The organism is Marinobacter alexandrii, assembly GCA_039984955.1.
In the GTDB taxonomy this organism is placed as follows: Bacteria; Bacteroidota; Bacteroidia; order Cytophagales; family Cyclobacteriaceae; genus Ekhidna.
Map to the genome: position 1 here is coordinate 2,585,485 of JBDWTN010000007.1, position 24,663 is coordinate 2,610,147.

The 24,663-nt window shown below is 35.0% G+C and carries 26 protein-coding genes; 20 read left to right on the forward strand and 6 right to left on the reverse strand.

Annotated features, from left to right (window positions below):
- Positions 1–10: 10 nt before the first annotated feature.
- The 20 genes from ABJQ32_17845 to pheS all read left to right on the forward strand — a co-directional run bounded on the left by ABJQ32_17845 (position 11) and on the right by pheS (position 18,667).
- Positions 11–1,168, forward strand: a complete 1,158-nt coding sequence (locus tag ABJQ32_17845) for a histidinol-phosphate transaminase (GenBank protein MEP5291523.1) — start codon at positions 11–13, stop codon at positions 1,166–1,168.
- A gap of 4 nt (positions 1,169–1,172) precedes the next feature.
- Complete coding sequence (locus tag ABJQ32_17850; protein MEP5291524.1) at positions 1,173–1,643, forward strand: ParB N-terminal domain-containing protein; 471 nt, start codon at positions 1,173–1,175, stop codon at positions 1,641–1,643.
- 22 nt (positions 1,644–1,665) lie between these two features.
- Entirely contained in the window at positions 1,666–2,157 is a 492-nt protein-coding gene (locus tag ABJQ32_17855; GenBank protein ID MEP5291525.1) for a hypothetical protein, read from the forward strand.
- Entirely contained in the window at positions 2,150–3,208 is a 1,059-nt protein-coding gene (locus tag ABJQ32_17860) for a hypothetical protein (protein MEP5291526.1), read from the forward strand. The genes ABJQ32_17855 and ABJQ32_17860 overlap by 8 nt, the downstream gene beginning before the upstream one ends.
- Before the next feature lie 3 nt (positions 3,209–3,211).
- Entirely contained in the window at positions 3,212–4,225 is a 1,014-nt protein-coding gene (pseB, locus tag ABJQ32_17865; GenBank protein MEP5291527.1) for a UDP-N-acetylglucosamine 4,6-dehydratase (inverting), read from the forward strand.
- Positions 4,222–5,421: a UDP-4-amino-4,6-dideoxy-N-acetyl-beta-L-altrosamine transaminase gene (gene pseC, locus ABJQ32_17870; protein ID MEP5291528.1), complete on the forward strand. Its 1,200-nt coding sequence runs from the start codon at positions 4,222–4,224 to the stop codon at positions 5,419–5,421. The genes pseB and pseC overlap by 4 nt, the downstream gene beginning before the upstream one ends.
- Positions 5,414–6,109 (forward strand): pseudaminic acid cytidylyltransferase, encoded by a 696-nt coding sequence (gene pseF, locus ABJQ32_17875; GenBank protein ID MEP5291529.1) that lies wholly within the window; start codon positions 5,414–5,416, stop codon positions 6,107–6,109. Before pseC ends, pseF begins: the two co-directional genes overlap by 8 nt.
- Complete coding sequence (locus ABJQ32_17880; protein ID MEP5291530.1) at positions 6,084–6,644, forward strand: GNAT family protein; 561 nt, start codon at positions 6,084–6,086, stop codon at positions 6,642–6,644. Before pseF ends, ABJQ32_17880 begins: the two co-directional genes overlap by 26 nt.
- A complete protein-coding gene (locus tag ABJQ32_17885; protein MEP5291531.1) occupies positions 6,641–7,504 on the forward strand; it encodes a methionyl-tRNA formyltransferase in 864 nt (287 codons plus the stop codon). The genes ABJQ32_17880 and ABJQ32_17885 overlap by 4 nt, the downstream gene beginning before the upstream one ends.
- Before the next feature lies 1 nt (position 7,505).
- Positions 7,506–8,546 (forward strand): pseudaminic acid synthase, encoded by a 1,041-nt coding sequence (pseI, locus tag ABJQ32_17890; protein ID MEP5291532.1) that lies wholly within the window; start codon positions 7,506–7,508, stop codon positions 8,544–8,546.
- A 361-nt stretch (positions 8,547–8,907) separates the two neighbouring features.
- Positions 8,908–9,768, forward strand: a complete 861-nt coding sequence (locus tag ABJQ32_17895) for an O-antigen ligase family protein (GenBank protein ID MEP5291533.1) — start codon at positions 8,908–8,910, stop codon at positions 9,766–9,768.
- On the forward strand, positions 9,701–10,909 hold the full coding sequence (locus ABJQ32_17900) for a glycosyltransferase (protein MEP5291534.1): 1,209 nt from the start codon (positions 9,701–9,703) through the stop codon (positions 10,907–10,909). Before ABJQ32_17895 ends, ABJQ32_17900 begins: the two co-directional genes overlap by 68 nt.
- Positions 10,899–11,963 carry a glycosyltransferase family 4 protein gene (locus ABJQ32_17905; GenBank protein ID MEP5291535.1) on the forward strand — a complete coding sequence of 355 codons (1,065 nt, stop codon included), beginning with the start codon at positions 10,899–10,901 and terminating at the stop codon, positions 11,961–11,963. Before ABJQ32_17900 ends, ABJQ32_17905 begins: the two co-directional genes overlap by 11 nt.
- Complete coding sequence (locus tag ABJQ32_17910; GenBank protein MEP5291536.1) at positions 11,960–13,039, forward strand: hypothetical protein; 1,080 nt, start codon at positions 11,960–11,962, stop codon at positions 13,037–13,039. The genes ABJQ32_17905 and ABJQ32_17910 overlap by 4 nt, the downstream gene beginning before the upstream one ends.
- Before the next feature lie 30 nt (positions 13,040–13,069).
- Complete coding sequence (locus ABJQ32_17915) at positions 13,070–13,213, forward strand: hypothetical protein (GenBank protein MEP5291537.1); 144 nt, start codon at positions 13,070–13,072, stop codon at positions 13,211–13,213.
- Between the two features lie 24 nt (positions 13,214–13,237).
- Positions 13,238–14,005 carry a WecB/TagA/CpsF family glycosyltransferase gene (locus tag ABJQ32_17920; protein MEP5291538.1) on the forward strand — a complete coding sequence of 256 codons (768 nt, stop codon included), beginning with the start codon at positions 13,238–13,240 and terminating at the stop codon, positions 14,003–14,005.
- A gap of 27 nt (positions 14,006–14,032) precedes the next feature.
- The gene (locus ABJQ32_17925) at positions 14,033–15,403 is read left to right on the forward strand and encodes an undecaprenyl-phosphate glucose phosphotransferase (GenBank protein ID MEP5291539.1); all 1,371 of its coding nucleotides are present in this window, start codon (positions 14,033–14,035) and stop codon (positions 15,401–15,403) included.
- 5 nt (positions 15,404–15,408) lie between these two features.
- Positions 15,409–16,422 carry a UDP-glucose 4-epimerase GalE gene (gene galE / locus ABJQ32_17930; GenBank protein ID MEP5291540.1) on the forward strand — a complete coding sequence of 338 codons (1,014 nt, stop codon included), beginning with the start codon at positions 15,409–15,411 and terminating at the stop codon, positions 16,420–16,422.
- Between the two features lie 113 nt (positions 16,423–16,535).
- Entirely contained in the window at positions 16,536–17,624 is a 1,089-nt protein-coding gene (locus ABJQ32_17935; GenBank protein ID MEP5291541.1) for an MraY family glycosyltransferase, read from the forward strand.
- A gap of 35 nt (positions 17,625–17,659) precedes the next feature.
- Positions 17,660–18,667: a phenylalanine--tRNA ligase subunit alpha gene (gene pheS / locus ABJQ32_17940; GenBank protein ID MEP5291542.1), complete on the forward strand. Its 1,008-nt coding sequence runs from the start codon at positions 17,660–17,662 to the stop codon at positions 18,665–18,667.
- Here the strand turns inward: pheS and ABJQ32_17945 are convergent.
- From ABJQ32_17945 to ABJQ32_17970, 6 genes are read right to left on the reverse strand one after another with little or no spacing between them, the layout of a single operon-like run.
- Positions 18,664–19,626 (reverse strand): MoxR family ATPase, encoded by a 963-nt coding sequence (locus tag ABJQ32_17945; GenBank protein ID MEP5291543.1) that lies wholly within the window; start codon positions 19,624–19,626, stop codon positions 18,664–18,666. The genes pheS and ABJQ32_17945 overlap by 4 nt on opposite strands.
- Before the next feature lie 47 nt (positions 19,627–19,673).
- Positions 19,674–21,023: a peptidylprolyl isomerase gene (locus ABJQ32_17950; protein ID MEP5291544.1), complete on the reverse strand. Its 1,350-nt coding sequence runs from the start codon at positions 21,021–21,023 to the stop codon at positions 19,674–19,676.
- Positions 20,977–21,828, reverse strand: coding sequence for a hypothetical protein (locus tag ABJQ32_17955; GenBank protein ID MEP5291545.1), 852 nt, complete (start codon positions 21,826–21,828; stop codon positions 20,977–20,979). Before ABJQ32_17955 ends, ABJQ32_17950 begins: the two co-directional genes overlap by 47 nt.
- Entirely contained in the window at positions 21,829–22,239 is a 411-nt protein-coding gene (locus ABJQ32_17960) for an ATP-binding protein (GenBank protein ID MEP5291546.1), read from the reverse strand. It lies immediately after the preceding gene.
- On the reverse strand, positions 22,232–22,573 hold the full coding sequence (locus ABJQ32_17965; GenBank protein ID MEP5291547.1) for an STAS domain-containing protein: 342 nt from the start codon (positions 22,571–22,573) through the stop codon (positions 22,232–22,234). Before ABJQ32_17965 ends, ABJQ32_17960 begins: the two co-directional genes overlap by 8 nt.
- Complete coding sequence (locus ABJQ32_17970) at positions 22,566–24,524, reverse strand: SpoIIE family protein phosphatase (protein ID MEP5291548.1); 1,959 nt, start codon at positions 24,522–24,524, stop codon at positions 22,566–22,568. The genes ABJQ32_17965 and ABJQ32_17970 overlap by 8 nt, the downstream gene beginning before the upstream one ends.
- Positions 24,525–24,663: the final 139 nt, after the last annotated feature.

Sequence of the window (24,663 nt, forward strand, 5' to 3'; positions counted from 1 at the left end):
GATTATAATTTTGGAAACAATTAATAAGAGCGTTTATTATAAGCTAAAGGAGCTAAAGGATAATGCTGGAACACACTCTCCCAGTATTAACACTATTCTTGAAAATATTCCAGAAATTGATTTGAGAATTGATGCTTGCTATCTTTCTAATCCCTATGCTACAGACTTATTCATTTCTCATTTTGATTCGGATCTTGTCAAATCCAATAAACTTCGGGAAGTATTAGAATTTTATCCCTCTCAGAATAATAATATATCTTACAAATTGGGAGATTTTCTTGATATTGATCATGAAAATATTTTTATCGGGAATGGAGCCGTTGAAATTATTCAAGCTGTGATCCATAATTTTTCTAAGAGGATAATTGTAAATATTCCTACTTTTTCATCCTATTATGAATTTGCTAAGCCTGATCAAGAAGTTATATTCTATCAGCTGGATAAAAATGACAATTATAGACTTGACATAGAAGATTATATTCAGTTTGTTAAGGAAAAAAAACCAGACACAGTTGTAATAATCAATCCCAATAATCCAGATGGGAGCTATTTAACCTCTGAGGAGATGGAAGTTCTTGTTAAAGAACTTAAGGATGTAAAAAACTTAATCATAGATGAAAGTTTTATCCATTTCGCTTACGAGGAAGATAGCTTGCAAATGATAAAGGCTGTTGACTTTTTTAGAGAGAATAAAAATGTTATCGTCATTAAAAGCATGTCCAAAGATTTTGGAATAGCTGGTATTAGAGCGGGCTATGCAATCATGCCTTTAGAAAAAAGAAATTACCTACTTGAGAATGGTTTTCTTTGGAATTCTAATGGCTTAGCTGAATATTTCTTTCAACTTTATGTTAATAAGAATTTTCAATTGGAATACGATGAAGTACGAAGAAGATATATCCGGGACACACAAAAGTTCTATCAGGATTTATTAGTGCTTCCTGGAATCAAAGTTTATCCGACAAAAGCTAATTTTGTTTTGATAGAGCTATTAAATGGGATGAGTTCGTTTGAATTCGTTTCTAAATTGCTCATTGAGTATGGAATTTATGTCCGAACTTGCGATGATAAGATTGGTCTGGAAGGTCAGTTCTTAAGGATTGGAAGTAGAACCTTTGAAGAGAATGAACAAATTGTTTCTTCCTTACAGAGTATCTTGACCATTTGATCAAATGAATAATACACAATTAGAGCTGGATTATAATCCAATTTTAGGATTTAAACTTCTGAAACATTCAGAACTCAAACCACATGAAAGAGTGGTGACTGAAAGGTTTAGCAAATTGACTGATTACCTTAAATCATTGTCACCTTATGTTATAATCCCATCGATTTTAGTAAACATTGAAGATAATGTGATAATAGATGGTCACCACAGGTTTCATGCATTGGTTTCATTGGGTTTTGAGAAGGTACCGGTTACGTATATCAATTATCAACTTGATATGATTGTGACTGATTTAGAAGGTAATAAAGTATTGAAGTCTGAAATTTTGGAAGCTGGTAATTCAGGAAATTTACTTGAACCAAAAACATCTTTTCATCACGTAAGAGATAAAAACGAAGGGTTTCATCCTATTATATTGCTGTCTACACTTTATTCGGAGATAAATTCACTTCATGCTCACTCGACTGAAGTCTAGTTTATTTTCGATATATGTTAAGATGCTATTCATATCTTATAGAACTCAACTTGCTGGGAAGAAAGTTGTAGTGTTTGACATTGATAATACAATAAGCAACACTTGGCCTTTATTGAAAGAAACATCTAAGAATTATGCGTTAACATTCAAAAAAGCAATACCATTTCCGTCAATCAAGGATCTGATTCGCGAATATCATAGTTCTGATTACCAAGTACTCTACCTAACAGCAAGGAAGCATAGCTATTATAGAGTTACTTTAGAATGGATTAAAAAAAATGATCTTCCCTGTAAATATGGTGCTTTCCTGGTAAGAGCGCCCTTTAAGAAGCTTTGGTTTCTTAATAAATTAATAAAGATGGAATGCAGCGTAATTTACTATGATGATTTATCCTATAATCATGAAAATGGGAGAGTGAAATTTTATGATAACATTGTAGAAGAGGTAATGAAATTGGATTTGAAGTTCTATGGATATGAGGATTTAATAAACATTCAAAGTACAGATGCTTAAGAAAATTTTCAAATTAATTATAAACGTTTTACTGGTTCTTAGATATGGCCATTTTAAGAATGTTTCATTTTTCAAAAAAGACCAGAGTGTTGTTTTATGGATTTGTCCTAGTAGACGGTATTGGATATCGGATAATTTTATAAAAGATTTTTCAGCCGCTTCAGCTCTTTCCAAGAGAGGTATAGGGGTGTATGTTTATATTGGAGATAAAATTGGGAGATTTGAAGGTAGAAATATTATGTTTTCTTTTGATAGAGGTGTAAACAAATTTGGATTCAAGAATTACCTCTCCATACAACATTACATAACTTCAAACCTAAGTAATCAGCGAAACCGGATTTACCCTAATTCACATGAAATGAATCTATGGGAAAATAAGGCATTAATGCACCGGATGTTCGAGGAATTAAACATCAATACGCCGAAAACAGTGGTATTAGAATCTCTCAATGAGCCGAATAGCAGGCAGTTACCATTTCCATTCCTAATTAAAGAAGAACATTCATTCTCTTCTCAAGGTATTCACTTGATAAATAATAAAGAACAGCTAGATCAATGTATAAACGAAAAATTTTTAGAGAGAAATAAGCATATAATCCTCCAAAAACTCATAAACATGAGACGAGATCTTAGGGTTATTTTGGTGGGTGATGAAATTGTGTTGCATTATTGGAGAATAAACAAGTCTAAGGATTGGAAACCCACTGCCACCGGATATGGAAGTGAAGTGGACTTTGTTATGTTCCCAGAAAAATGGAGACATTATATAATAGAAGTATTTAAAAAACTGAATCTAGTGACAGGTGCATTTGACATTACTTGGGAAAATGACGACCTTGAAAGCGAACCACTTATTTTGGAAGTTAGTCCAAATTATCAGCCTAATCCCGTAGTTGATGTATCCAAATTGAAGGTTCCTTATGGTGAATTCAAAAAGAAGATCGGTTTTGGAAAGAATTCATACACTAACCTTTTTGTAAAAACCATATTTTCGCAACAAGAAAAAATTGTTAATTATTTAATTGACGTAGATAATAGATTTAAACTCTAAGCAATGGATTTGAATTCAAGATCAATATTAATAACAGGAGGCACTGGGTCGCTTGGCAAAGCTTTGACTAATCATATTCTTACAAATTACCCAAACATTGAAAGGCTGGTGATCTATAGTAGGGATGAACAAAAGCAGTTTCAAATGGCTCAAGACTACCCACAGTCAAAGTATCCGCAAATTCGTTTTTTTATAGGTGATGTTAGAGATAAGGAGCGTTTGATTAGGGCATTTAAGGGTGTTGATATGGTCATTCATGCTGCAGCAATGAAACATGTGCCAATAGCTGAATATAATCCTGATGAATGCATTAAAACAAACATTGTAGGAGCACAAAATGTAATTCATGCTTCGTTGGAAACGAATGTTCAAAATGTTGTTGCTCTTTCTACCGATAAGGCCTGTGCACCTATAAATTTGTACGGAGCAACTAAGCTTACATCTGATAAACTATTTGTAGCAGCAAATAATATTAAGGGAGACAACCCTATTCGATTTTCTGTTGTAAGATACGGAAATGTAATGGGGTCGAACGGATCAGTGATTCCGTTTTTTCTAAACAAAAGAAAAGAGGGAATACTACCAATCACTGATACCAATATGACAAGGTTTAACATATCACTTCAAGGAGGAGTTGATATGGTTATGCATGCTCTGGACTTGGCTTGGGGAGGGGAGTTATTTGTTCCAAAAATTCCATCATACAAAATTCTTGATGTAGCAGAAGCAATAGGTCCTGAATGTGAGAAGCCAGTCGTTGGAATTCGTCCTGGGGAAAAGGTTCACGAAGAAATGATAACAGCCTCAGATTCCTTTTATACCTATGATCTAGGAAAGTATTATGCAATTATTCCAGCTACACTCTCATGGGATTTAAACGAATTTATTAAAACATTCAAAGCAGAAAAGGTTCAAGAGGGATTTAGCTACTCTTCCGGTGAAAATACAGAATGGGAGACCGTTGAGACACTTAGGAACTTGATAAAGGAACATGTTGATCCAGAATTCAAGGTATGAAAAAAAGAAGTATTCCTTATGGCAAACAGCAAATCACAGATCAAGATGTAAAAGCAGTTGTTGAAGCACTTACTTCAGATTTTTTAACTCAGGGCCCACGCATTAAGGAATTTGAAGTCGAGTTTGCCAAATATGTTGAGTCTGATTTTGCAGTAGCAGTATCTAATGGAACTGCTGCTTTACATCTTTCAGCACTGTCGTTGGATTTAAGACCAGGACAGAAGGTAATTACCTCTCCGATTACATTTTCGGCCTCAGCAAATTGTATCCAATATTGTGGTGCAGAAGTTGTTTTTGTGGACATTGACCCTGAAACATATCTTTTGGATTTGGATAAAGTAACTGAGTTGCTGAAGAAATCATCTGAAAATGAATTTGTGGGAATTATTCCGGTTGATTTGGCAGGTAGAGCTGTTGATCTACAACGATTGAGAGAAATAGCTGACGAATATAGTTTATGGATCATTGAGGATTCTTGCCATGCTCCAGGGGGATTTTTCGTTGATAATCAGAGCAAAAAGCAATTTTGCGGGAATGGGTCATTTGCTGATATGTCTATATTTTCATTTCATCCCGTAAAACATATTGCCGCTGGAGAAGGAGGCATGATTACTACGAATGATGAAAAACTATACAATAGGCTATTGGACCTTCGAACCCATGGAATCACAAAAAATCCTAATCGATTTGTAAACGAACAAAGCCTAGCTGTAGGTAAGCAACATACGTCACCTGACTGGCCCGAATGGTATATGGAGATGCAAGAGTTGGGTTACAATTATAGACTCACAGATTTTCAGGCTGCTCTAGGACAAAGTCAACTGAAACGTGCAGATGAAGGTGTAGCCAAAAGAAGAGAAATAGCTGCACAATATTATAAATCATTTGAAGGAAAATCCTTTATTCTGGGGCAGTCAGGAATTGTATATGGTCATGCGTACCATTTGTACGTCATAGAAGTGAACGATCGACTTGGTCTATATAATTATTTAAGAACTAAAGATATTTATTGTCAGATTCACTATATCCCAGTCCACTTGATGCCATATTACGGGAAATTGGGTTGGAAAAAAGGAGATCTCCCACATGCTGAGAATTATTACAAATCATGCTTGAGTCTACCAATGTTTCCCTCATTGACTGAAGAAGAACAGGCCTTTGTTATTGACACAATTTGTAAATATTACAATGAGTAACATTTGTATTATACCAGCAAGGGGGGGGAGTAAGAGAATTCCAAGAAAGAATATTAAACAGTTTTTTGGTAAGCCAATAATTTCTTACAGCATTGAGGTGGCAAAAAGATCGCAGCTTTTTGATGAGATTATGGTTTCGACCGATGATGAAGAAATTGCTAAAATTGCGAAAGAAAATGGAGCTAAAGTCCCCTTTTTGAGATCAGCGGAAAGAGCGGATGATTTCACTACAACCGCGGAAGTTCTTGTTGAAGTTTTAGATAGATATAAAGAATTGGATAAATCATTCAAATATGTTTGTTGCTTGTATCCAGCGGCTCCTCTTGTCAGTTTCGAGGGTTTAATTCAAGGGTTTAATAAATTGCATACTGAAAAGAGAGATAGCGTGCTACCTGTTACTTCTTTCACTTATCCTATTTGGCGAAGTTTGAGACAACTTTCAAACGGTAGTGTAGAATTGATTTGGCCTAATTTTCAAGATAGTAGATCTCAAGATTTAGAAAAAACGTATCATGATACAGGCCAATGGTATTGGCTTAATTATGAATTATTTATTCATAACAAAAAGCTGTTTACCAAAAATAGCGGTATGATTGAATTATCACAGATGGAGGTTCAAGACATAGATGAATTGACTGATTGGAAAATGGCGGAACTCAAGTATGAAATATTACAAAATACTAGATAAGCAAGTCTTTAGTTCTGGAGATTATTCAATAGTTCCTATAAGATTGGAAGATCGTTACTTAATAATGAAGTGGCGAAATGAACAAATTTATCATTTGAGACAAAAGAACTCTTTGACAAAAGAACAACAAGATGATTATTTCTCAAATGTGATAGCAAAGAGTTATGATCAAGTCAGCCCGCATCAACTTTTGTTTTCTTTTTTGAAAGAGAGTGAGTGTATAGGTTATGGCGGATTAGTTCATATCAATTGGATTGATATGAATGCAGAAATCTCATTTATAATGAATACTGAATTAGAAAAGTCCGGTTTCAAATCTATTTGGTCTTGCTATCTTGAATTAATTGAATTAATTGCATTTGATCAGCTAGAATTTCATAAGATTTATGTTTATGCTTTTGATTTAAGACCTCACTTGTATGACACACTTGAATCCAGTAGTTACTTTCTTGATGCTAGATTGAAGGATCATTGTTTTTTTGAAGGGTCTTTTAAAGATGTAGTTATTTATTCCAAGATAAATCCAGGCTCATGAAGTTGGCATTGTTGTTATCGGGAAATTTAGGATTATCGATGGCGAGATATCTCTATGATAGAGACTACAACATTGAGGCAATTTTAACAGACAAAAATTCTTCTCAAATACTAGATTTTGCAACGTCAAAAAACATTAAACTCTTTGTTGGCAATCCAAGAAAAGGAAGGTGTGAAAAACTTATTGAGGATGTCAAACCAGAAGTACTTATTTCAGTTAATTATCTTTTTTTGATTGAAAACGATTTGATTCAATGGCCGAGCAAAATTGCTTTCAATGTTCACGGTTCTTTGCTTCCTAAGTATCGAGGAAGAACACCTCATGTATGGTCAATTATTAATAATGAAAAAGTAACAGGGATTACTGCCCATATTCTTGACGAGGATTGTGATGCCGGGGACATCCTTCAACAGAAACAGGTAAAAATTGAAAAAAATGATACTGGAGGAGATATTTTAAAGAAATTTGGGTTGCAATATCCTAAACTTATCGACAAAGTCTTAAGCAATATCAACTCGAATAAATTGCAAAGAATTCAACAAGATGAATCTTTAGCAACATATTTTGAAAAGCGAGTACCAGAAGATGGTAAGATTGATTGGAATTGGCAAAAGGAAAGAATAAGAAATTGGGTGAGAGCTCAGTCGTATCCATACCCAGGAGCATTTACAAACTTTGGGGATCAGATTATCATTATTGACGAGGTTTCTTTTGATAATTATGGATTTCGTCAAAGTATGAAAAATGGAGAAGTGATTTCCGCTAACCCAATAAGAATCAAAACCCCCAATGGGGTATTACTGATAAAAAAAATAAGAGGACAAGATTTCCAATTTTCAAAAGGCATGTTATTAAAATAGTATGAAAATAGATTCATTTAATTTCAGTACTGAACCAGGTGTTTTCATTATTGCAGAGTTATCGGCCAATCACAATGGAAGTTTGGATGTGGCAATTGAAACAATACATGCAGCAAAAAGAGCTGGAGCTGATGCAATAAAGTTTCAAACCTATACGGCTGATACTCTTACTATCAACTGTGAAAAGGAGGATTTTATTATTAAATCAGGATCTATTTGGGACGGTAAAACATTTCATGAACTATATCAAAGTGCTTTTACTCCATGGGAATGGCATGAAAAACTCTTCTCTGTTGCGAGAGATCTAGATTTAATCTGCTTTTCATCACCATTTGATAAAACTGCAGTTGATTTTCTTGAAGATTTGAATACACCAGCGTATAAAATCGCTTCATTCGAAATCACTGATATCCCGTTAATTGAATATACTGCATCAAAAGGTAAACCAATTATTTTATCAACTGGTATTGCCAATGAGGAAGATATAGAGCTCGCGTTGAACGCTTGCAAAAGCATGGATAATAGTCAAATTGCGCTATTGAAATGTACTTCAAGTTATCCTGCACCAATTGATGAAGCTAATATGTTAATGGTGCAGGATTTCCGGAAACGCTATGGAGTAATTCCCGGCCTTTCAGATCATACAATGGGCAGTACGGTACCTATAGTTGCTACAAGCCTGGGAGCAAAAATAATTGAGAAACATTTCATTTTAGATCGTTCAATTGGTGGTCCAGATGCTACATTTTCAATGACTGAAGAGGAATTTGCTGAGATGGTAAGAGCTGTACGTGAAGCAGAAAAAGCCATTGGGAAGGTGGATTATGAATTAACAGATAAGCAAAGGGCGGGTAAATCATTTTCAAGGTCTCTTTATGCAGTAAAGGATATAGAAATTGATGAGACTTTTACATCAGAAAATATTAAATCAATACGTCCAGGCTTTGGGCTTCATCCAAAGCATTACTCTGAATTAATTGGGCAAAGAACGAAGCGGAAAATAGAAGCTGGAGAGCGATTGACTAGTGATGATCTTACCTGATAGAATTGTTTTAGTTGACCGATTATCCTTTTCATTTGGAGTGAAAATATTGCATTCCGTAGGTTTTGTTTTTTTAGCATATTTTCAACGCTTATCAGATCCTTTTTCTAGTATAAAGGTTTTGGAGAGTCCGATTCATATAGCTCTTTGTACTCTTTCTATAATCTTATTCATAAAAATTATACCTCAACTCAAATCATACGATTGGAATATATGGTACTTTATTTTTTTGTTGGTACTTATAGCTTCAACTCTTTGGTCGGAACATCCCATCATTACCTTAAAAAACTCTTCTCTCTTAATAGCGACCTCTCTTTATGCTACTTATCTTTTTGTCAAATTTGATTTCAACGATTTCATTTTGATAATAACCTTAGGATTGCTAATTGTTCTAACATTATCACTCTTATTGACTATTCTAGCCCCATCAAAAGTCATACATAGTGGTACTGTTCATATTGGTGCCTGGAAAGGTATTTACTACCACAAATCTGGTTTTGGGCGTGAGATGGGTATTCTTGGTTTACTTCTACTCTTTACAGGAAAAGGTATCTGGAGATATTTGGTTTTTGTTCTTTGTTTGTTCCTAGTTTACAAATCTCAATCGGCTATTAGTTTACTTACAATAGTTGGAGCTTCGTTTTATCTCTTGACAGAAAGAATTCTTTCTAGAATAAAAGAACTAAAAAATCACACTAACAAAATAATCTTAGCTGGGATAGCAGGCTTCATAGCGTTCATTGCATCCGATTTCGCAAGTTTCATGGAATTGATAGGTAAGGATATCACTTTAACAGGCAGGTTGCAGATTTGGTTGTATTCAATTTTTTCGATTCGAGAACACTTATGGTTTGGATATGGATTCGAAAGTTTCTGGCAGGATCAAACGCTTACTCATAATTTAGGCTGGACAATAAATCACGCACATAATATGATATTTGATATTTTACTCGATGGAGGTATTTTATTGTTAGTGCCATTTTTAATGCTAATAGTTACCTTCTTCAAAAATTTGAGATCGTTATTAAGTAATCCACACTTGGCAAGTGTAATAATTACCTCGTTTTCCATGATCATCTTAATATCATTTATGGAAGAAACTATATACGTACCTTTTGATTTAAAATGGATATATACAAGTTGTTTAGTATTTTATGTCTCTAACCCTGGAAAAACAAAGAATTTTAATAATTACTCCTTCCAAATATGGGGGGGGAGCTGAAAGAGCTGCATCAAGACTTTCTAAACATTTAGATGAAGAAATTCACGTTCTTTCTCTCTTTGATAAAGATGAAAGTTACGATTTTGGAGGATTTATATATAATGTTCATTTTGAGCCTCGGAAATCTCTTTTAGGAAAAGTCTTATCATTTTTTAAGAGAATCCATACAGTTAAGTCAATTAAAAGGAGAATAAAGCCGGATGTATCAATTTCATTTATGACACAGCCTAATATTCTTAATGTCCTATCTAAGATTCGTTCAGAAAGGGTTTTCGTTAGCATCCGAAATTATCCATTATTAAAAGACCAAGAAGATAGGTCTATGCTGAACAAGCTTATGAATTTTGGATATACATATGTGCTTAGGAAAGCTAACAAAGTAATTACCGTTTCTAAAGGTATTGAAGAGTATTATCGAAAAAAAGACCCCAAATTGACGAATAAATTAAAAACAATATACAATGGGGTAGATGTGAATGGTATTTTTCATGACAGCAAGGAATCTGTGCAATCAGAATTAGAAAGCTTACTTTCTAACAAACCATCACTCATTAACATAGGAAAGTTGGAATATCAAAAAGGGCAAGTTCATCTGATCGATATTTTTAGCGAAATAAAGAAAGAAAAGGCCTTGAGTGACGCTGTTCTTCTAATTCTTGGCGATGGGAGACTCAAGTCGGAATTAATGGAATATGCAAGTAAGAAAGGCCTTGTCGTTACCACAGCTGATGAGCTTGGGAAATACAACTTTGATGCTGATATTTTTTTTCTTGGGTTCCAAAAGAACCCATACAAATATGTGAGGAACACCGATTTGTTTGTTTTAAGTTCTTTGTACGAAGGATTTCCAAATGCGCTAATTGAGGCAATGGCATGTGAGAGCCCCGTAGTATCCGCTGACTGTTTAACAGGCCCTGCGGAAATCCTAAAAGGACCTAAAGAAAACTATGGAGTATTACTACCAACCTTTACACAAACAAACCTAGAACCTATTTATAGTCAGTGGGGTAAAGAAATCTCCAATCTTTTGCTTGATAAGCATCGTTTGTCCTACTTTGCGTCAGCTTCTAAATCGCGATCTCAAACATTCGAACTATCTAATATTATTGATGTGTGGAAGCAGTTGATCAATGAAAGTTAAGAGAAAGAAGATTTTAATTAATGCGGATGCTACCAATGGCAATTTTAATGCTCAAAATCGCAATGGAAAACTTTGGTCTATTTTCCTTTCAAAAGAAAAGTACAATATTTATATATTCAGTTCAGACAAGAATATAGATCAAAGGATTAGCTCTGACTCTCAGATAAGAATAGTTTTTTCCAAAAAATATTTCTCATTATTAATCTTTTTTCTGAAACATTTTGTTTTTGAAAAATTTGATGTAATTCTAAACGCCAAGGTTACCCCCCACCTCAAATACTTTCTTTATTTTAAGAAAATTTTTAGTAAGAGAACTAAGTTTATCACTTTTGTAGTTAATCAAGTTCCTTACGGAGAATTTGGATCTAAATACACCAAGACATCAGATTATATTGTCCAAAATTCAGACTTGCGAATAGCAAATAGCGGATTTGTAGCCCATACAGTAAAGAGATATTACAAGGAAGATATTCCAGTGATAAACAACTTTATTGATACCAACCTTTTTAATCTGACAAGCAACTCAAGTAAAAGTAAATCTGAAAGAATCAAAGTGATTTCGGTTGGATCCATGATTTGTGTAAAACAACCTTTTTTATTTGCGTCTTTAGCAAAAAAACTGCCAGAAGTAGATTTTATGTGGATTGGAGGTAGGTACTACTTTCCAGACATGAAGGAGAAAAAGGAAAAAGAGAACATTGAAAATCTTCAGATTTTAGAAAGAGTTGATAATAATGAACTCCCTAATATACTATCAGAACAAGACATTTTTGTTTCTACATCTATACAAGAAGGTTTTGCCAATGTAATACTGGAAGCACTGGCTTGCGGCATCCCTGTTATTGCATTAGACAGATACTGGCCTGATGCTATTCTTTCTGGTGAAACGGGTTTTATTGTCTCAGACGAATTTGAGATGCTGGAGAAACTTCAATTTCTGTCTAAGAATAAAGAACTCTTGGATAAATTTAAGTCAAATGCAGCAAAACGTGCTGCTGATTATTCAGCAGAAAAAAATATTTATAGGTTAGAAGATATTATTGACCAGTTGTGAAAAAGAAAGTTTTATTATCCGCAGCAAATCCTCAAAGTTTCAAAAACATATCTATCATCTGCGATTCTTTGGATCCAAGTAAGTTTGAATTTTATTTTGCTGATTTCCGAGATGTATACAAGCAAGATTTTCAACTTCCGCCCTATATATCAAAGGTTTTGAATTTTGATGGATTAAAGGATTCCTTCTACCTAAAGAATTCTATTGGAAAAATTCAGCTCCTGATAAAGCTAAGAAGACATTTTAGAAGGTTGGAGGAGGATGTACATTTATGTTTACTTGGAGACTTTGGGATTTTAGAATATTGGTTAGTGCGATCGGTAAATCCATCCAAAACTCTTTTTATTCAAGATGCGATTCTATTATGGCCGGAAAAGCAAAGTTTTTTTAAACGTCTAAGAGGTTTTTTATATGGATTTCGTCCAAGATATAGATTGATCGATAATATTTATTGTTCTGGAGAGGCCACGAAGAAAACATTGACACTAGATGGTGCTAATGCTGAGATTATAAAAACGGTTGGAATTCCGCGATTTAAAGACGGCATGAAATTAAGGAAACGTTCCTATGATGGTGGGACAATAGAAATCCTTATCATTGGAGCATCATATACTTGGCACGGCCGAGATGACCTTCAGAAAAAACAAGCACAGTTTTTAAATAAAATAGATCAAAACCCTAAAGAAAATGTTCGCTATAATTTTAGAATTCATCCTAGGGATTTTGATAATTATGAATTTAAGAATATAAAGATCCAACATTCTAAAGAGATGACTCTCAAAGATTCAATTGAAGAGAACCATTTGGTGGTTAGTTACCAATTTCCATCTACGATAATCTTCGAATTGATGAATTTAGATGTACCATGCATTTTTGTTGAAAGTAATAAAATTGATTATTCTTTTATGACTAGCTGGGAAGAGTTCAAGAAAGTTTTCAATACAATTGATGAGGACAATTTCTTAGAGATCGATTTGGTTCCATTAATTAGGAATCATTTTTATGCTGCCGAAGCAAGTAAAGGATTTTTTAGTACCGATTTCCTTCTAGATGAAATTCTGGAAGCATTCAAATAATGGAATTAATTATAGGTAAGATTAAATAGTATGAAACATAACACAGAACAAGAAAAATTTTGGGCTGGAGATTTTGGAGACCAATATATCGACCGAAACAAAAGTGACGAATACCTAGCCTCTAATTTAAATTTCTTTTCAAAGGCCTTAACTGATGAAGAAAAGGTTAAATGAAATTTTCAAATTGAGTAGTAGCTTTTGAGTTTTAATGATGTGAAGGAGTTTGAGAAGATTAATATTCTGGGTATCAATGTCACTAACCTGACAAGTAAGGAATTAATTCGGCAGATTGGATTTTACGTTACACATAATCAAAAGCAGAATATTTTATATGCGAACATTCACGGCATCAATGTTGCAAGTTCATTAGGTTGGTTTAGAGAGTTTTTCAATAGATGTGCAATAGTTTTTTGCGATGGGGATGGTGTTAGGTTAGGAGCAAAGATTTTAGGACATCATATTTATGAAAAGATTACTTATAATCGTTGGATTTGGGACTTTGCATCATTCTGTGAAAGTGAAGGAATTTCGTGGTACCTTGTTGGATCTGAGAGCATCGTTATAAAAAATGCAGTAGACAACCTAAAAGTCAAGTATCCTAAGCTTGTGATTGTAGGCTATAGAAACGGATTTTTTCAAAACGAATCAGAGTATGAAAAACTAATTACTGATTTAAATACTACAAAACCTAATATTTTATTGCTTGGTATGGGTATGCCTCATCAAGAGAACTTATTGTTAAAACACGGAGATAGAATGACTTATAATGTCGCATTAACAGGTGGAGCAGTTTTTGAGTATGTTTCGGGTGAAGCAAAAATGACGCCTAGCATTTTCTTTCATTTAAAACTGGAGTGGTTTTTTAGATTCCTTTTAGAGCCCAAGAGATTGTTTAAAAGATACTTTATTGGAAATCCACTTTTTTTTGCTAGGATTTTTATGCAAAAATATTTCAATAAGTCTTGAACTATATTTGTACTTGTTTAGTAACAAATGCCAGCAAATCACCGATATTCCCAATACTTCCCAATACTTTTTCTTATCACAGACTTGGTATGCCTGAATATTGGTGTTTTGGTTGCCAATCAGTATCGCTATGGAAGTTTGATTCCCAGCGACGAATATCAGTTGCTTCAATTGCTCCTCAATGTAATTTGGGTTGGAGTTTTTTTCAGTTCCAATTTGCAAAGAATAAACCGAAACTCAAGGCTTCTTGATCATTTAAATAAGGTACTTACTGGTCTAGTTATTAACCTGTCTATTGTTTTTGCCTTGTGGTTTGCCTTAGAGCCGGTTGATTACTCGAGAAAATATCTTTTTGTAACATATTTAATCTTTACAGTGGCCATTCTACTATGGCGGAGCTTATGGCACTACCTGATTAGATATTATAGGATTAAAGGCTATAATATTCGTCGAGTAGTTATTATCGGCAAAGGGGATTTATCTGATTCACTAACTCATTATTTCAAAGAAACTCCAGAACTTGGATATCAGTTGGTAGGGATTGTGGATAATGATAATGGGGCAGATGAAAGCTTGACTAATTTTGAGGAATTCACTATTAACAATAAAGCTGATATTGTTTTTTGTTGCCTACCACACCTACAAGATGAACAAGTAAAGGATGTAATTGATTTTGCGGAAAATAACCTGATAAAGGTGAATTTGATATCGCAATTTAGTCGACTATCTAATTACAACCTTTCCATTGAGCAATTTGGGAACATCCCAATAATCAATGTAAACTCTATCCCCTTGGATAGCCAAGTGAATCGATTAATTAAAAGAGGATTTGATCTGGTATTTTCTAGCATATTTATTTTGCTGATTCTGTCATGGTTGATCCCGATCATCGGATTACTTATAAAGATGGAGTCAAAAGGCCCCATTTTCTTCAAACAGAAAAGACATGGAAAGGATAATAATTTTTTTCTCTGTTGGAAGTTTCGGACGATGGCGTTTGAAAAAGGAGCAGACTTTAAGCAGGCGACAAAAAATGATAATCGCATCACAAAAATGGGAGCTATTTTGAGAAAGACTTCTATTGATGAATTACCACAGTTTATTAATGTGTTCCTTGGTGATATGTCTGTGGTAGGCCCTAGACCTCACCCTATTAAATTGAACGAAGAGTTTCAACCAAAAATTGATCGCTTTTGGCAAAGACATGCTGTAAAACCAGGCATTACAGGATTAGCCCAAGCTAAAGGGTTTAGAGGCGAGACAGCAGAACTTAGTGACATGAGCGGTAGAGTAAAACTTGATCGTTTTTATGTGAAGAATTGGTCACTTATTCTAGACTTTAAGATAATTCTCCTCACCGCGCTCGCTATAGTTAAAGGAGATCAAAACGCTTATTAATGAATATGGAGAATGTACTTGTGACAGGAGGGCTTGGGTTTATTGGCTCTCATACAGTTGTGGAGTTAATAGCTCAAGGATACAAAGTCTTTATTGCAGACAATCTTTCAAACTCAAAAATAGAAGTCTTAGATAGAATTGAGAAAATCACAAAAGTTAAACCTGAATTCTTTAATATTGATTTAACTGATAAGGAGAAGCTCTTTAACCTATTTTCCACATACAATTTAGATTCGATCATACATTTCGCTGCATCAAAAGCTGTAGGGGAGTCTGTTCAAAAACCACTCTTATATTACAAAAATAATCTTAGCTCTTTAATTAATGTATTGGAATGCTGCAGAGAACTCAAAGTAAATAATCTTATTTTCTCCTCCTCATGCACAGTATATGGACAGCCGGATAAACTACCTGTTACCGAGAAGACGCCCAAGCAGCAAGCAGAGTCACCTTATGGTAACACGAAACAAGTAGGCGAAGAGATAATCGAAGATTATTGCAATTCAAATGTTGATTTTAAGGCTATTTCATTACGGTATTTCAATCCAATCGGAGCGCATGATAGTGCATTGATCGGAGAGCTTCCTCTTGGGATTCCTAACAATCTTATCCCCTTTATAACCCAAACTGCTTCTGGCATTAGAGAAAAGCTAAATGTATTTGGTGGCGACTATGACACCCCAGATGGCACATGTATTCGAGATTACATTCATGTTGTGGATTTAGCAAAGGCTCATATAGCTGCATTGAAGCATGCTAACTCTTCTAAAGTAAATTACGATTTTTTTAATGTAGGTACTGGAAAAGGGCATTCAGTTTTGGAGGTGATACAAACTTTTGAAGCACAATCAGGTATGAAGCTTAACTACGAAATCGTTGAAAGAAGACCTGGTGATGTCGAGAAGATTTATGCCGATACGACTAAAATGAATCAAGAACTTGGTTGGAGTGCTGAAAAGGATTTAAATGACATGATAAGCTCAGCTTGGAAATGGCAAAAGTCTCTGATAAAGTCATAAAATGCCTGTTCAACTATAAAATTCACCTATTTGCCGAAATAGTCTAATATTCCCTTAAAAAGTTTACATTTTTGAGTTCTCATTTGATAAAACAGATGACTTAAATAATGATCATGGTACTACCGCTAGCCATAGCAGCTTCCTTTTTAGTAACACTAACTCTTATGCCAATAGTAATAAGAGTTTTCAAGTCTATTAATCTTCTAGATAAGCCTGACAAAAGAAAAATCCATAGCGTAAGTACGCCATCTTTAGGTGGTATTGCAATTTTTGCAGGAATCATCTTTGCCCTTCTTCTTTCTACTTCACTAGTAGATATAGCAACTGAAAAATATTTTCTTGGAGCCACTGTTTTAATTTTCCTATTGGGAGTACGTGATGACTTATCAAGTCTCTTAGCACAACACAAATTAGTTGTCCAAATTTTTTCTGCTTTCATGGTGGTCTATTTTGGAGATGTTCAGATTCATGGACTTAATGGACTATTTGGAATTACTTCTTTTCCTTGGGTTTTTAATGAAATTTTCACAGTTTTTGTGATCGTAGTGATGACCAATGCATTTAATCTAATAGATGGGATAGATGGTTTAGCAGGCAGTATAGCTCTTATAATTTCTTCTTTTCTTGGATGGGTAGCTTTTCAAAGTGGTTATTACGTTGATGCTTGTTTGGCTTTTTCAATTTCTGGCGCATCATTAGGCTTCCTACTATACAATTGGTATCCATCGAAGGTTTTTATGGGAGATACTGGCTCAATGGTTTTTGGTTTCATGCTTACTACCTTAATGGTTAAATTTTTAGCAATACCAATTCCTCCGTCAACGATATTAGCTCCAGTAGCAACAAGCTTTGCACTATTTATCTTACCCATATATGATACTTTAAGAGTGATTCTCATACGCTTTGTTACTGGCGCGCCTCCATTGGCTCCAGACAGAAATCACACACATCACGTTCTATTAAAGTTAGGACTTACTCATGGACACTCTACTTTGTGTTTGGCTTCCTATAATATCTTCGTGATCACTATGGCTGTAGTTTTCCAGTCTGTTGGGGAGCTGTGGTTAATTTTTATCATGGCAGTTTTGACAGCAAGTATTGGCGCTATCCTAGATAGAAAATTAATACGAAGAGAAGCTGCAAGGCTTGCTAAAATTATGCCGCCAGAAATAAAATTGAGTAAAACACATACCTCAGTTTAATTACTATTTTTGCAATTCAATATCGAATTGCAATCATGCTGGAGAAAGTAAAATTATTTATTTCAGAAGTAGAAAAAGCCACTGCACAAAGCAGTGATGAGGTAGAAAAGTTCCGGCTGAAATTTATCGGTAAGAATAATGTGATAAATGATCTCTTTGAAGACTTTAAGAAAGTTCCGGCTGAGCAAAAACGCGAACTAGGCCCAGCTCTTAATAATCTTAAAAACCTTGCTCAAATCAAACTCAAAGATCTATCTAGCCAAGTAGTAGGCGGAAGTGTATCTTCTGAAAATGTAGATGTAACGCTACCAGGAGAGTACGGTGTGGAAGGCTCTATTCATCCAATTTCACAAACTAAAAATCGAATCATTGAGATTTTTGAGCGACAGGGATTCAATGTAGAAGATGGACCAGAAATAGATAATGATTGGAACAACTTTACTGCGCTGAATTTCCCCGAAAATCATCCTGCGCGTGAGATGCAGGATACTTATTTCATTGAAAAAAATCCAGATATTCTTTTGAGGACACATACATCAAATGTTCAAATACGCTTGATGAAAAATAAGAAACCACCTATCCGTTCCATCATGCCAGGGAGAGTTTTTCGGAATGAGGCAATATCTGCTAGAGCACATTGCTTTTTTCATCAGGTTGAAGGACTTGTAGTTGGAAAGAATATTAGTTTTAAAGATCTAAAGAATACACTGTATCACTTCTCAAAGGAAATGTTTGGGAAGGATACAAAAATCAGATTGAGGCCTTCATACTTTCCTTTTACAGAGCCAAGTGCTGAAATTGATATTAGCTGCTTTATCTGTGGAGGGTCAGGTTGTAAAATTTGTAAACAAACTGGCTGGGTTGAGATTGCAGGTTCAGGGATGGTAGATCCAAATGTTTTGGAAAATTGTGGGATAGATTCAACTAAGTATAGCGGATTCGCATTTGGAATGGGAATCGAACGCGTTACTATGCTGAAATATCAGTTAGACGATTTGAGACTTTTTTCAGAAAACGATATTCGATTTTTGAAGCAATTTTAGAGAAGATCAGAAATAATCTTCTCCTCGGTAACTCGTTCTGCTTCAGCTTTAAAATTCTTAACAATCCTGTGTCTTAATACAGGAATAGCAACAGATTTAATATCCTCAATATCAGGGGAGTATTTGCCATTGATAAGTGCATTGCATTTTGCGGCAAGAATCAAAAATTGACCTGCTCTAGGGCCAGCACCCCACTCTAAATACTCTTTGGCAATAGGATCTGCCTTTTCGCCATCAGGCCTTGTTTTTGTCACAAGATTCACTGCATATTCAAAAACATTATCAGCTACTGGAACTTTTCTGATAAGTTTTTGATAATTCAATATGACTTCTTTTGAGATCACTTCCTTTACTTCTCCTGTTTGTTGGGATGTGGTACTCTTTATTACTTCTATCTCGTCTTCGTAGCTTGGATAGTCCAGCTTGATCATAAACATGAATCTATCAAGCTGTGCTTCAGGAAGCGGATAGGTTCCTTCTTGTTCTATTGGATTTTGAGTTGCTAAAACAAAAAATGGTTTATCTAGTGTGTAATTTTTACCGGCAATAGTTACTGCTCCTTCTTGCATTGATTCCAGCAAAGCAGATTGTGTTTTTGGTGGAGTTCTGTTGATTTCATCTGCTAAAATCACATTGGCAAAGATTGGACCTTGAATAAACCTTAAGTTTCTTTCTTTATCTAGAGTTTCAGCGCCCAAAATATCAGAAGGCATAAGATCTGGTGTGAATTGGATTCTATTAAAATCTAGAGATAGACATTTTGATACAGTTTGTACAAGCAATGTCTTTGCAAGACCTGGAACACCTACCAGCAATGAATGTCCATTACAAAACAGTGATGTAATTAACAATCTAACAACTTCAGGCTGGCCTATAATCTTTTGGGATATTTCAGTCTCCAACCTTTTAAAATCTTTGGAAAGATCATCCGCCAATTGTACATCTTTTGTATCAGCCATTCAGTTATTTATTTGTTCAGTGAATTTATTCTTTTCTTAATCGAAAATTAATTTGTCAGGTTACAGTAATCATACTCAGGATCCACCTCTATGAATACATTACCCCTGGCTTTGTCAAACCAATTAGAAATTTTAAGGTTTCGTTTTTGAGCTAATGATGCGGCCGCAATCTTTTGATAATCATCATTAAGATTTGCTTGGTGAGGTGCTATTTTATTGTTGTAATAGATGATTCTAAAAGCATAACTTCCATCTTCTTTCTGAAAGCGCAATGGCTTGGTTATATTTCCAATTTTCATAGTGTCAATCGTAAAGAAGATATTTGGATCTAGCTGCTCCGCAGGAATTCTTAAGGCACCTGTTTCATCTTGGAAGTATCCTCCAGCGGAGGAAGTCTGTTGATCATCAGAATGTTCTTTTGCTGCTGATTGGAATGTAATACTATCCAATGTAATGAGTGTTCGGATACTGTCGATATAATTTTCAGCTCTTTTATAATCCTCCTGATTTGGTTGAGGGCTAATGAGGATGTGTTTGGTCTTATACGTATTCCCCCTTTTTTCCAGAAGCTGTATTACGTGATATCCAAATTGTGTTTCAACTGGCATGGAAATTTCGCCTGGAGACATAGAGAGTGATGCAGCTTCATATTCTGGAGCTAACTCTCCACGACTATAAAAACCAAGTTCTCCTCCTCTAGCGGCAGATCCCGGGTCTTGCGAATATTGTTTTGCCAAAGCAGCAAAGGATTCTCCTCTCTCTAATCTTTCACGGATATCGAGCATGAGATTTCGAACCTTATCTTTCTGAGATTTACCAGGTTTTGGCTCTTTCACTATTTGAGCTACTGATACCTCCGTTGAGAAATAGGGAAGTGAGTCTTGAGGAATATTTTTAAAGAACTTCTTTACTTCTGAGGGTGTAACCTTCATGCCTGAGGTAAGCTCAGATTGCATACGTTGAATAGTGAGCTGCTCTTTAATGTTATCGAAGATTTCAGCTCGAATCTGAGTGATACTTTTTCCATAAGCTCTTTCAATTTCAGACTCTCCTCCAAACTGTTGGGCCATAACAGACATCCGCCTGTCAAGACTTAAGTTAACTTCAGAATCGTCCACAAAAATTGAATCAATTTCTGATTGGGCCATTAGCATTTTGTTGACTACCAGCTGTTGAAGTATGTTGCACTTTGCGTTACTGCCACGCGCTTCTCCTCTTGATAGAAAATCAAGATAGGAACGTTCTAGTTCTGATTTTAAAATAATATAATCATCAACCTTGGCAATGATTTTATCTATTGCTACTTCACTATCTTGCGCTAAACCGCTGAATGACAGCAGGATTGCTGTACTAATTACTATAAATCTCAAACGCATTTGTCTGTTCTGCTTCTTCATAAATTTTCTTCTCTAACTCTATCTTCAGAGCTATTTTACGCTTGTTAATGATAATATCAGAAACACTTTCTTTTATAAACTCTAAAGGGGCAATTTCACCGACTAACTTGTATTCAAAAATCCTAAGGAAATAAATATAATCTTCGTCAGAAACCTCTACTGAGCTATTTGTTTTGAGAAATGAAACCTTATCGCTAACGTCCTTGAGAGGAGTCTCAAGTAATACCTCATCAAACTTTACCCAAACTGAGTCCTCAATGAAAGCTTTGATCGCATGCTCATTAGCATATTCCCAGATTTTTGTTGTGTCCTTTGGGTAATTTTTCAAATTTCTTCTAAATCTCCATACATTCGGCGAATTTGAAGGAATCTTAAAATAAATACATTTGGCTAAGTTTTGTCTAAGGATAAAATTTTCTGCTTTATTTTGATAGTATGCCTCTATTTCCAGATCATCCACCTCATCATTGAGATTAGCGTCTATATATTTTTTCTCTAACTCATGAACCATCAGCGCATACTGATAGTCCAGTACCTTCTTTTGGATTCTTGCTTCATTGAAATCAATTGCCTCTTCTGCTCGTGCAATCATTAATTGTTTCTTCACCCAATCGAGAATAAACTTCTCAACAAAAACTGAGCTGTCTATGATAGAGAGATTAGCAGGAATCAAGTCTTGCAGAGAAGATTCTAATAGTCTTTTATCTCCCACTTTTGCGATAACCTTTTCCTGAGTCTCTTCCTTCGGTTGGAAATACTGACAGCCAGTAATAAATAAAATATTGAAAATGAGGATGTTTCTCACTTAAGGATACATTTTAATGAGCTTGCAAATATTATGATTCTTTTCAGTAGAGAACTCAATTTTATCCATTATTCTTTTGACAAGCATTAAGCCTAAACCACCTTGCCTGCGTGATGATACTAACTCTTCCATTGATGGAGATTCATATTCATTGATGTCAAAACCAGCCCCTCTGTCTCTAAATGTGAAAATGATTTGTTTGGGCTTAAAGTCTATGTCAAATTCTATACGACTTTCAGGATTGCAGTCATTGGCATGTATGATCAGATTAGCGCATACTTCGTCTACTGCAAGAACCAATTTATGTGCTTGTAAGTCAGGTACGCTATGTTCTTCCAGCATATCTGATGTGAATTGACGTATTTTTACCAATTCATTTTTATCACACCCTATGGTTAATCTCTTAATCATTTAACGCTTTGATGGCTGCTTCTTTCGTTTCTTCTATTGTTAATAACTTTTCCAAACCTAGAATATCAAAAACTTGTTTCACTGAGTCGTTTATTCCAAACAATGCCAATTCTATATTTTGCAACTTGAATTCATCAAGGTGTGAGATAAATACGCCAAGTCCGGCAGAAGAGATATAGTCCAGCCCCGACAAATCAGCAATGATTTTCTTCTCACCATCTCCAAGAGCCTCTTTAAAGGCATTGTCAAGATAAATACTTGAACCAGCATCAATATCTCCATTTACGGTTATAAAATGAATTCCATCGTTATTTTCAGTATTTATTTCAGCCATTTTTTCCTTTATCTTTAAATTTTATGACCACTAATGTGTAGTCATCATCAATAATCATCTCTCCTATAAATTCAGATAGATCATCTTTAATTCCTTCTTTGACTTGGTTGGGTGCTTTCGAGGCATGGATGGTGAATGAATCTTTTAACCGTTCGCTTCCAAATTGCTCCCCGTCAATATTCTTTGCCTCAGTAATACCGTCAGTATATAGAAGAAGAGTATCTCCTTCGTTATAGTTCACAGTGTTGCTATAAACGTAATCATCGTACTTTGAGTTTCTAAGAATTCCTAAGCCCATACCATCACACTTGAGAAAATTTACTTCATCTTCCTTTTTGCAGTAGAACAAACTAGGGCAATGTCCCGCTCGTGAAAAATGTAAAATATTTTTAGTCGTATCAATATCAAAGTACGTTGCGGTGATGAAAGATGACTTTTCAAGGCATTGACTTAAGGCCATATTGGCTTGTTTGTTAAACTCTTCTGGTGATTTACCTTGTGCAACTAGACTGTGAAATATTCCTTTCATTTGAGCCATTTGAAATGCAGCACTCGTACCCTTACCCGAAACATCTCCGATAATCACTCCAAACTTATTTTTTTGATATTCTAAAATATCATAGTAGTCGCCTCCGACTTCATCTGCAGCCATAGAAAACGCAGACATTGTAAGATGATCATTATTGATCAAAGCTCTTGGAAGGAGGCTTTTTTGAACGTTCTTGGCAATTTTTAACTGCTCTTTATAGCGTTCATTTTCAATGGACTCCTGAATGAGTGTGAGGTTTTCCAATGAAATACTTGCCTGATTTACAAAAGTTGTAATGATATTTACCATTTCGCGGTTAAATGCTTCAGAGACCTCATTTAAGAGAACAATAAAACCAACTTGGCTATCCTGAACCATAATGGGTAGTGCGATGATGGATTTAAATTTTGCATGCTTAATGCCATCCGTCAACTTCCCAGGACTGACTTCATTTTTGAGCTCAAGTTGAAGTATTGATTTTATAGTATCTGTTTTGATCGCGGATTTTATTCCTTGTATATCGTCATCTCTTAAGTTTCGGATAACTTGAGTTCTTCCGCCATCTTCGATAACCTCTAACCATGCAGCATCAGCAAATACGGCGCTCATTGAGCTTTCTAATAGAATTTCATAGGTCTGATCTTTTGTTTCACCTCTGGGGATTGACTGACTAAGTTTTTGAAAATCTATAGCCTCTTTCAATTTTTGTTCAAAAACAGAGGATGTAGGAAGATTAAAAAGCGTTACTAAAATGGATATGACAGCATATAAAAAAAGGAATCCAAAAACACCCCAAACAAATACTCTATCTAATAAATCAATCACCAAAACTTCGGTGTAAGAGAATTTTAGAAGGTTAAGTATAAAATGATAGAGATAGATAGCGGATAGAATAATAAATAGTATTCCCTTCCACTTTTGCTTAAAATTTAAATAGGCAACCCATTTGAGATTGAATACGAGGATGATTGAGAAACAGCCTAGGACAATAAGCGAGAATCGAAAATTAGCATCATCAACCTTTAGATTAAAGAAATCAAATAGTAGAGCTGCAACGAGAGCTATTTCAAACAATCCCCAAAGCTGAAGTAGTCTTTTTGATTTTTGATAGAGAATCAATCGCTTCCAAACGACTAAAGTGGAAACCATAAATATGACCACTAGAGCTATTAAAATATTATAGAAGAAGTTAATAGTGAGCGGGCTTTCTACCAGAGTAGATCTTGCAAATAGGTTGAAAAATAGCTGAATAGCTAGTGATATTAAGGTTGTAATTAGACCGGTGATGAATACTTTCCACAATAAGTCTGTGAAGTTGAGCGAATCAGCCTTTGTTATTACATACCTGTAGTACGCGAAAGTGAATAGAACAAATCCGGTAAATGACAACTGAGGGAAGAAGTTAGAAAAATCTACCTTCATGTCGTAGTTCTGGACAAAAAGAAGGTATATGCTAGAGCCTGAAAAAAGCAGCCAGCATATAATTGCTCCTAGAAAACTCAATCTTATTTTCACCTTGTCCGACACGGGGGCAAAAATACAGCGCTTGGTCTATATAATG

What these genes read in the sequence shown, in the direction of transcription:
- ABJQ32_17915 (MEP5291537.1), top strand. Translation starts at nt 13,070, where the DNA reads ATGAAACATAACACAGAACAAGAAAAATTTTGGGCTGGAGATTTTGGA.
- ABJQ32_17935 (MEP5291541.1), top strand. Translation starts at nt 16,536, where the DNA reads ATGGTACTACCGCTAGCCATAGCAGCTTCCTTTTTAGTAACACTAACT.
- ABJQ32_17885 (MEP5291531.1), top strand. Translation starts at nt 6,641, where the DNA reads ATGAAGTTGGCATTGTTGTTATCGGGAAATTTAGGATTATCGATGGCG.
- ABJQ32_17945 (MEP5291543.1), bottom strand. Translation starts at nt 19,626, where the DNA reads ATGGCTGATACAAAAGATGTACAATTGGCGGATGATCTTTCCAAAGAT.
- ABJQ32_17850 (MEP5291524.1), top strand. Translation starts at nt 1,173, where the DNA reads ATGAATAATACACAATTAGAGCTGGATTATAATCCAATTTTAGGATTT.
- ABJQ32_17960 (MEP5291546.1), bottom strand. Translation starts at nt 22,239, where the DNA reads ATGATTAAGAGATTAACCATAGGGTGTGATAAAAATGAATTGGTAAAA.
- ABJQ32_17950 (MEP5291544.1), bottom strand. Translation starts at nt 21,023, where the DNA reads ATGAAGAAGCAGAACAGACAAATGCGTTTGAGATTTATAGTAATTAGT.
- ABJQ32_17965 (MEP5291547.1), bottom strand. Translation starts at nt 22,573, where the DNA reads ATGGCTGAAATAAATACTGAAAATAACGATGGAATTCATTTTATAACC.
- ABJQ32_17860 (MEP5291526.1), top strand. Translation starts at nt 2,150, where the DNA reads ATGCTTAAGAAAATTTTCAAATTAATTATAAACGTTTTACTGGTTCTT.
- ABJQ32_17880 (MEP5291530.1), top strand. Translation starts at nt 6,084, where the DNA reads ATGAAATATTACAAAATACTAGATAAGCAAGTCTTTAGTTCTGGAGAT.
- pheS (MEP5291542.1), top strand. Translation starts at nt 17,660, where the DNA reads ATGCTGGAGAAAGTAAAATTATTTATTTCAGAAGTAGAAAAAGCCACT.
- ABJQ32_17925 (MEP5291539.1), top strand. Translation starts at nt 14,033, where the DNA reads ATGCCAGCAAATCACCGATATTCCCAATACTTCCCAATACTTTTTCTT.
- ABJQ32_17900 (MEP5291534.1), top strand. Translation starts at nt 9,701, where the DNA reads ATGTCTCTAACCCTGGAAAAACAAAGAATTTTAATAATTACTCCTTCC.
- pseC (MEP5291528.1), top strand. Translation starts at nt 4,222, where the DNA reads ATGAAAAAAAGAAGTATTCCTTATGGCAAACAGCAAATCACAGATCAA.
- pseI (MEP5291532.1), top strand. Translation starts at nt 7,506, where the DNA reads ATGAAAATAGATTCATTTAATTTCAGTACTGAACCAGGTGTTTTCATT.
- ABJQ32_17905 (MEP5291535.1), top strand. Translation starts at nt 10,899, where the DNA reads ATGAAAGTTAAGAGAAAGAAGATTTTAATTAATGCGGATGCTACCAAT.
- pseB (MEP5291527.1), top strand. Translation starts at nt 3,212, where the DNA reads ATGGATTTGAATTCAAGATCAATATTAATAACAGGAGGCACTGGGTCG.
- galE (MEP5291540.1), top strand. Translation starts at nt 15,409, where the DNA reads ATGGAGAATGTACTTGTGACAGGAGGGCTTGGGTTTATTGGCTCTCAT.
- pseF (MEP5291529.1), top strand. Translation starts at nt 5,414, where the DNA reads ATGAGTAACATTTGTATTATACCAGCAAGGGGGGGGAGTAAGAGAATT.
- ABJQ32_17970 (MEP5291548.1), bottom strand. Translation starts at nt 24,524, where the DNA reads ATGAAGGTAGATTTTTCTAACTTCTTCCCTCAGTTGTCATTTACCGGA.
- ABJQ32_17855 (MEP5291525.1), top strand. Translation starts at nt 1,666, where the DNA reads ATGCTATTCATATCTTATAGAACTCAACTTGCTGGGAAGAAAGTTGTA.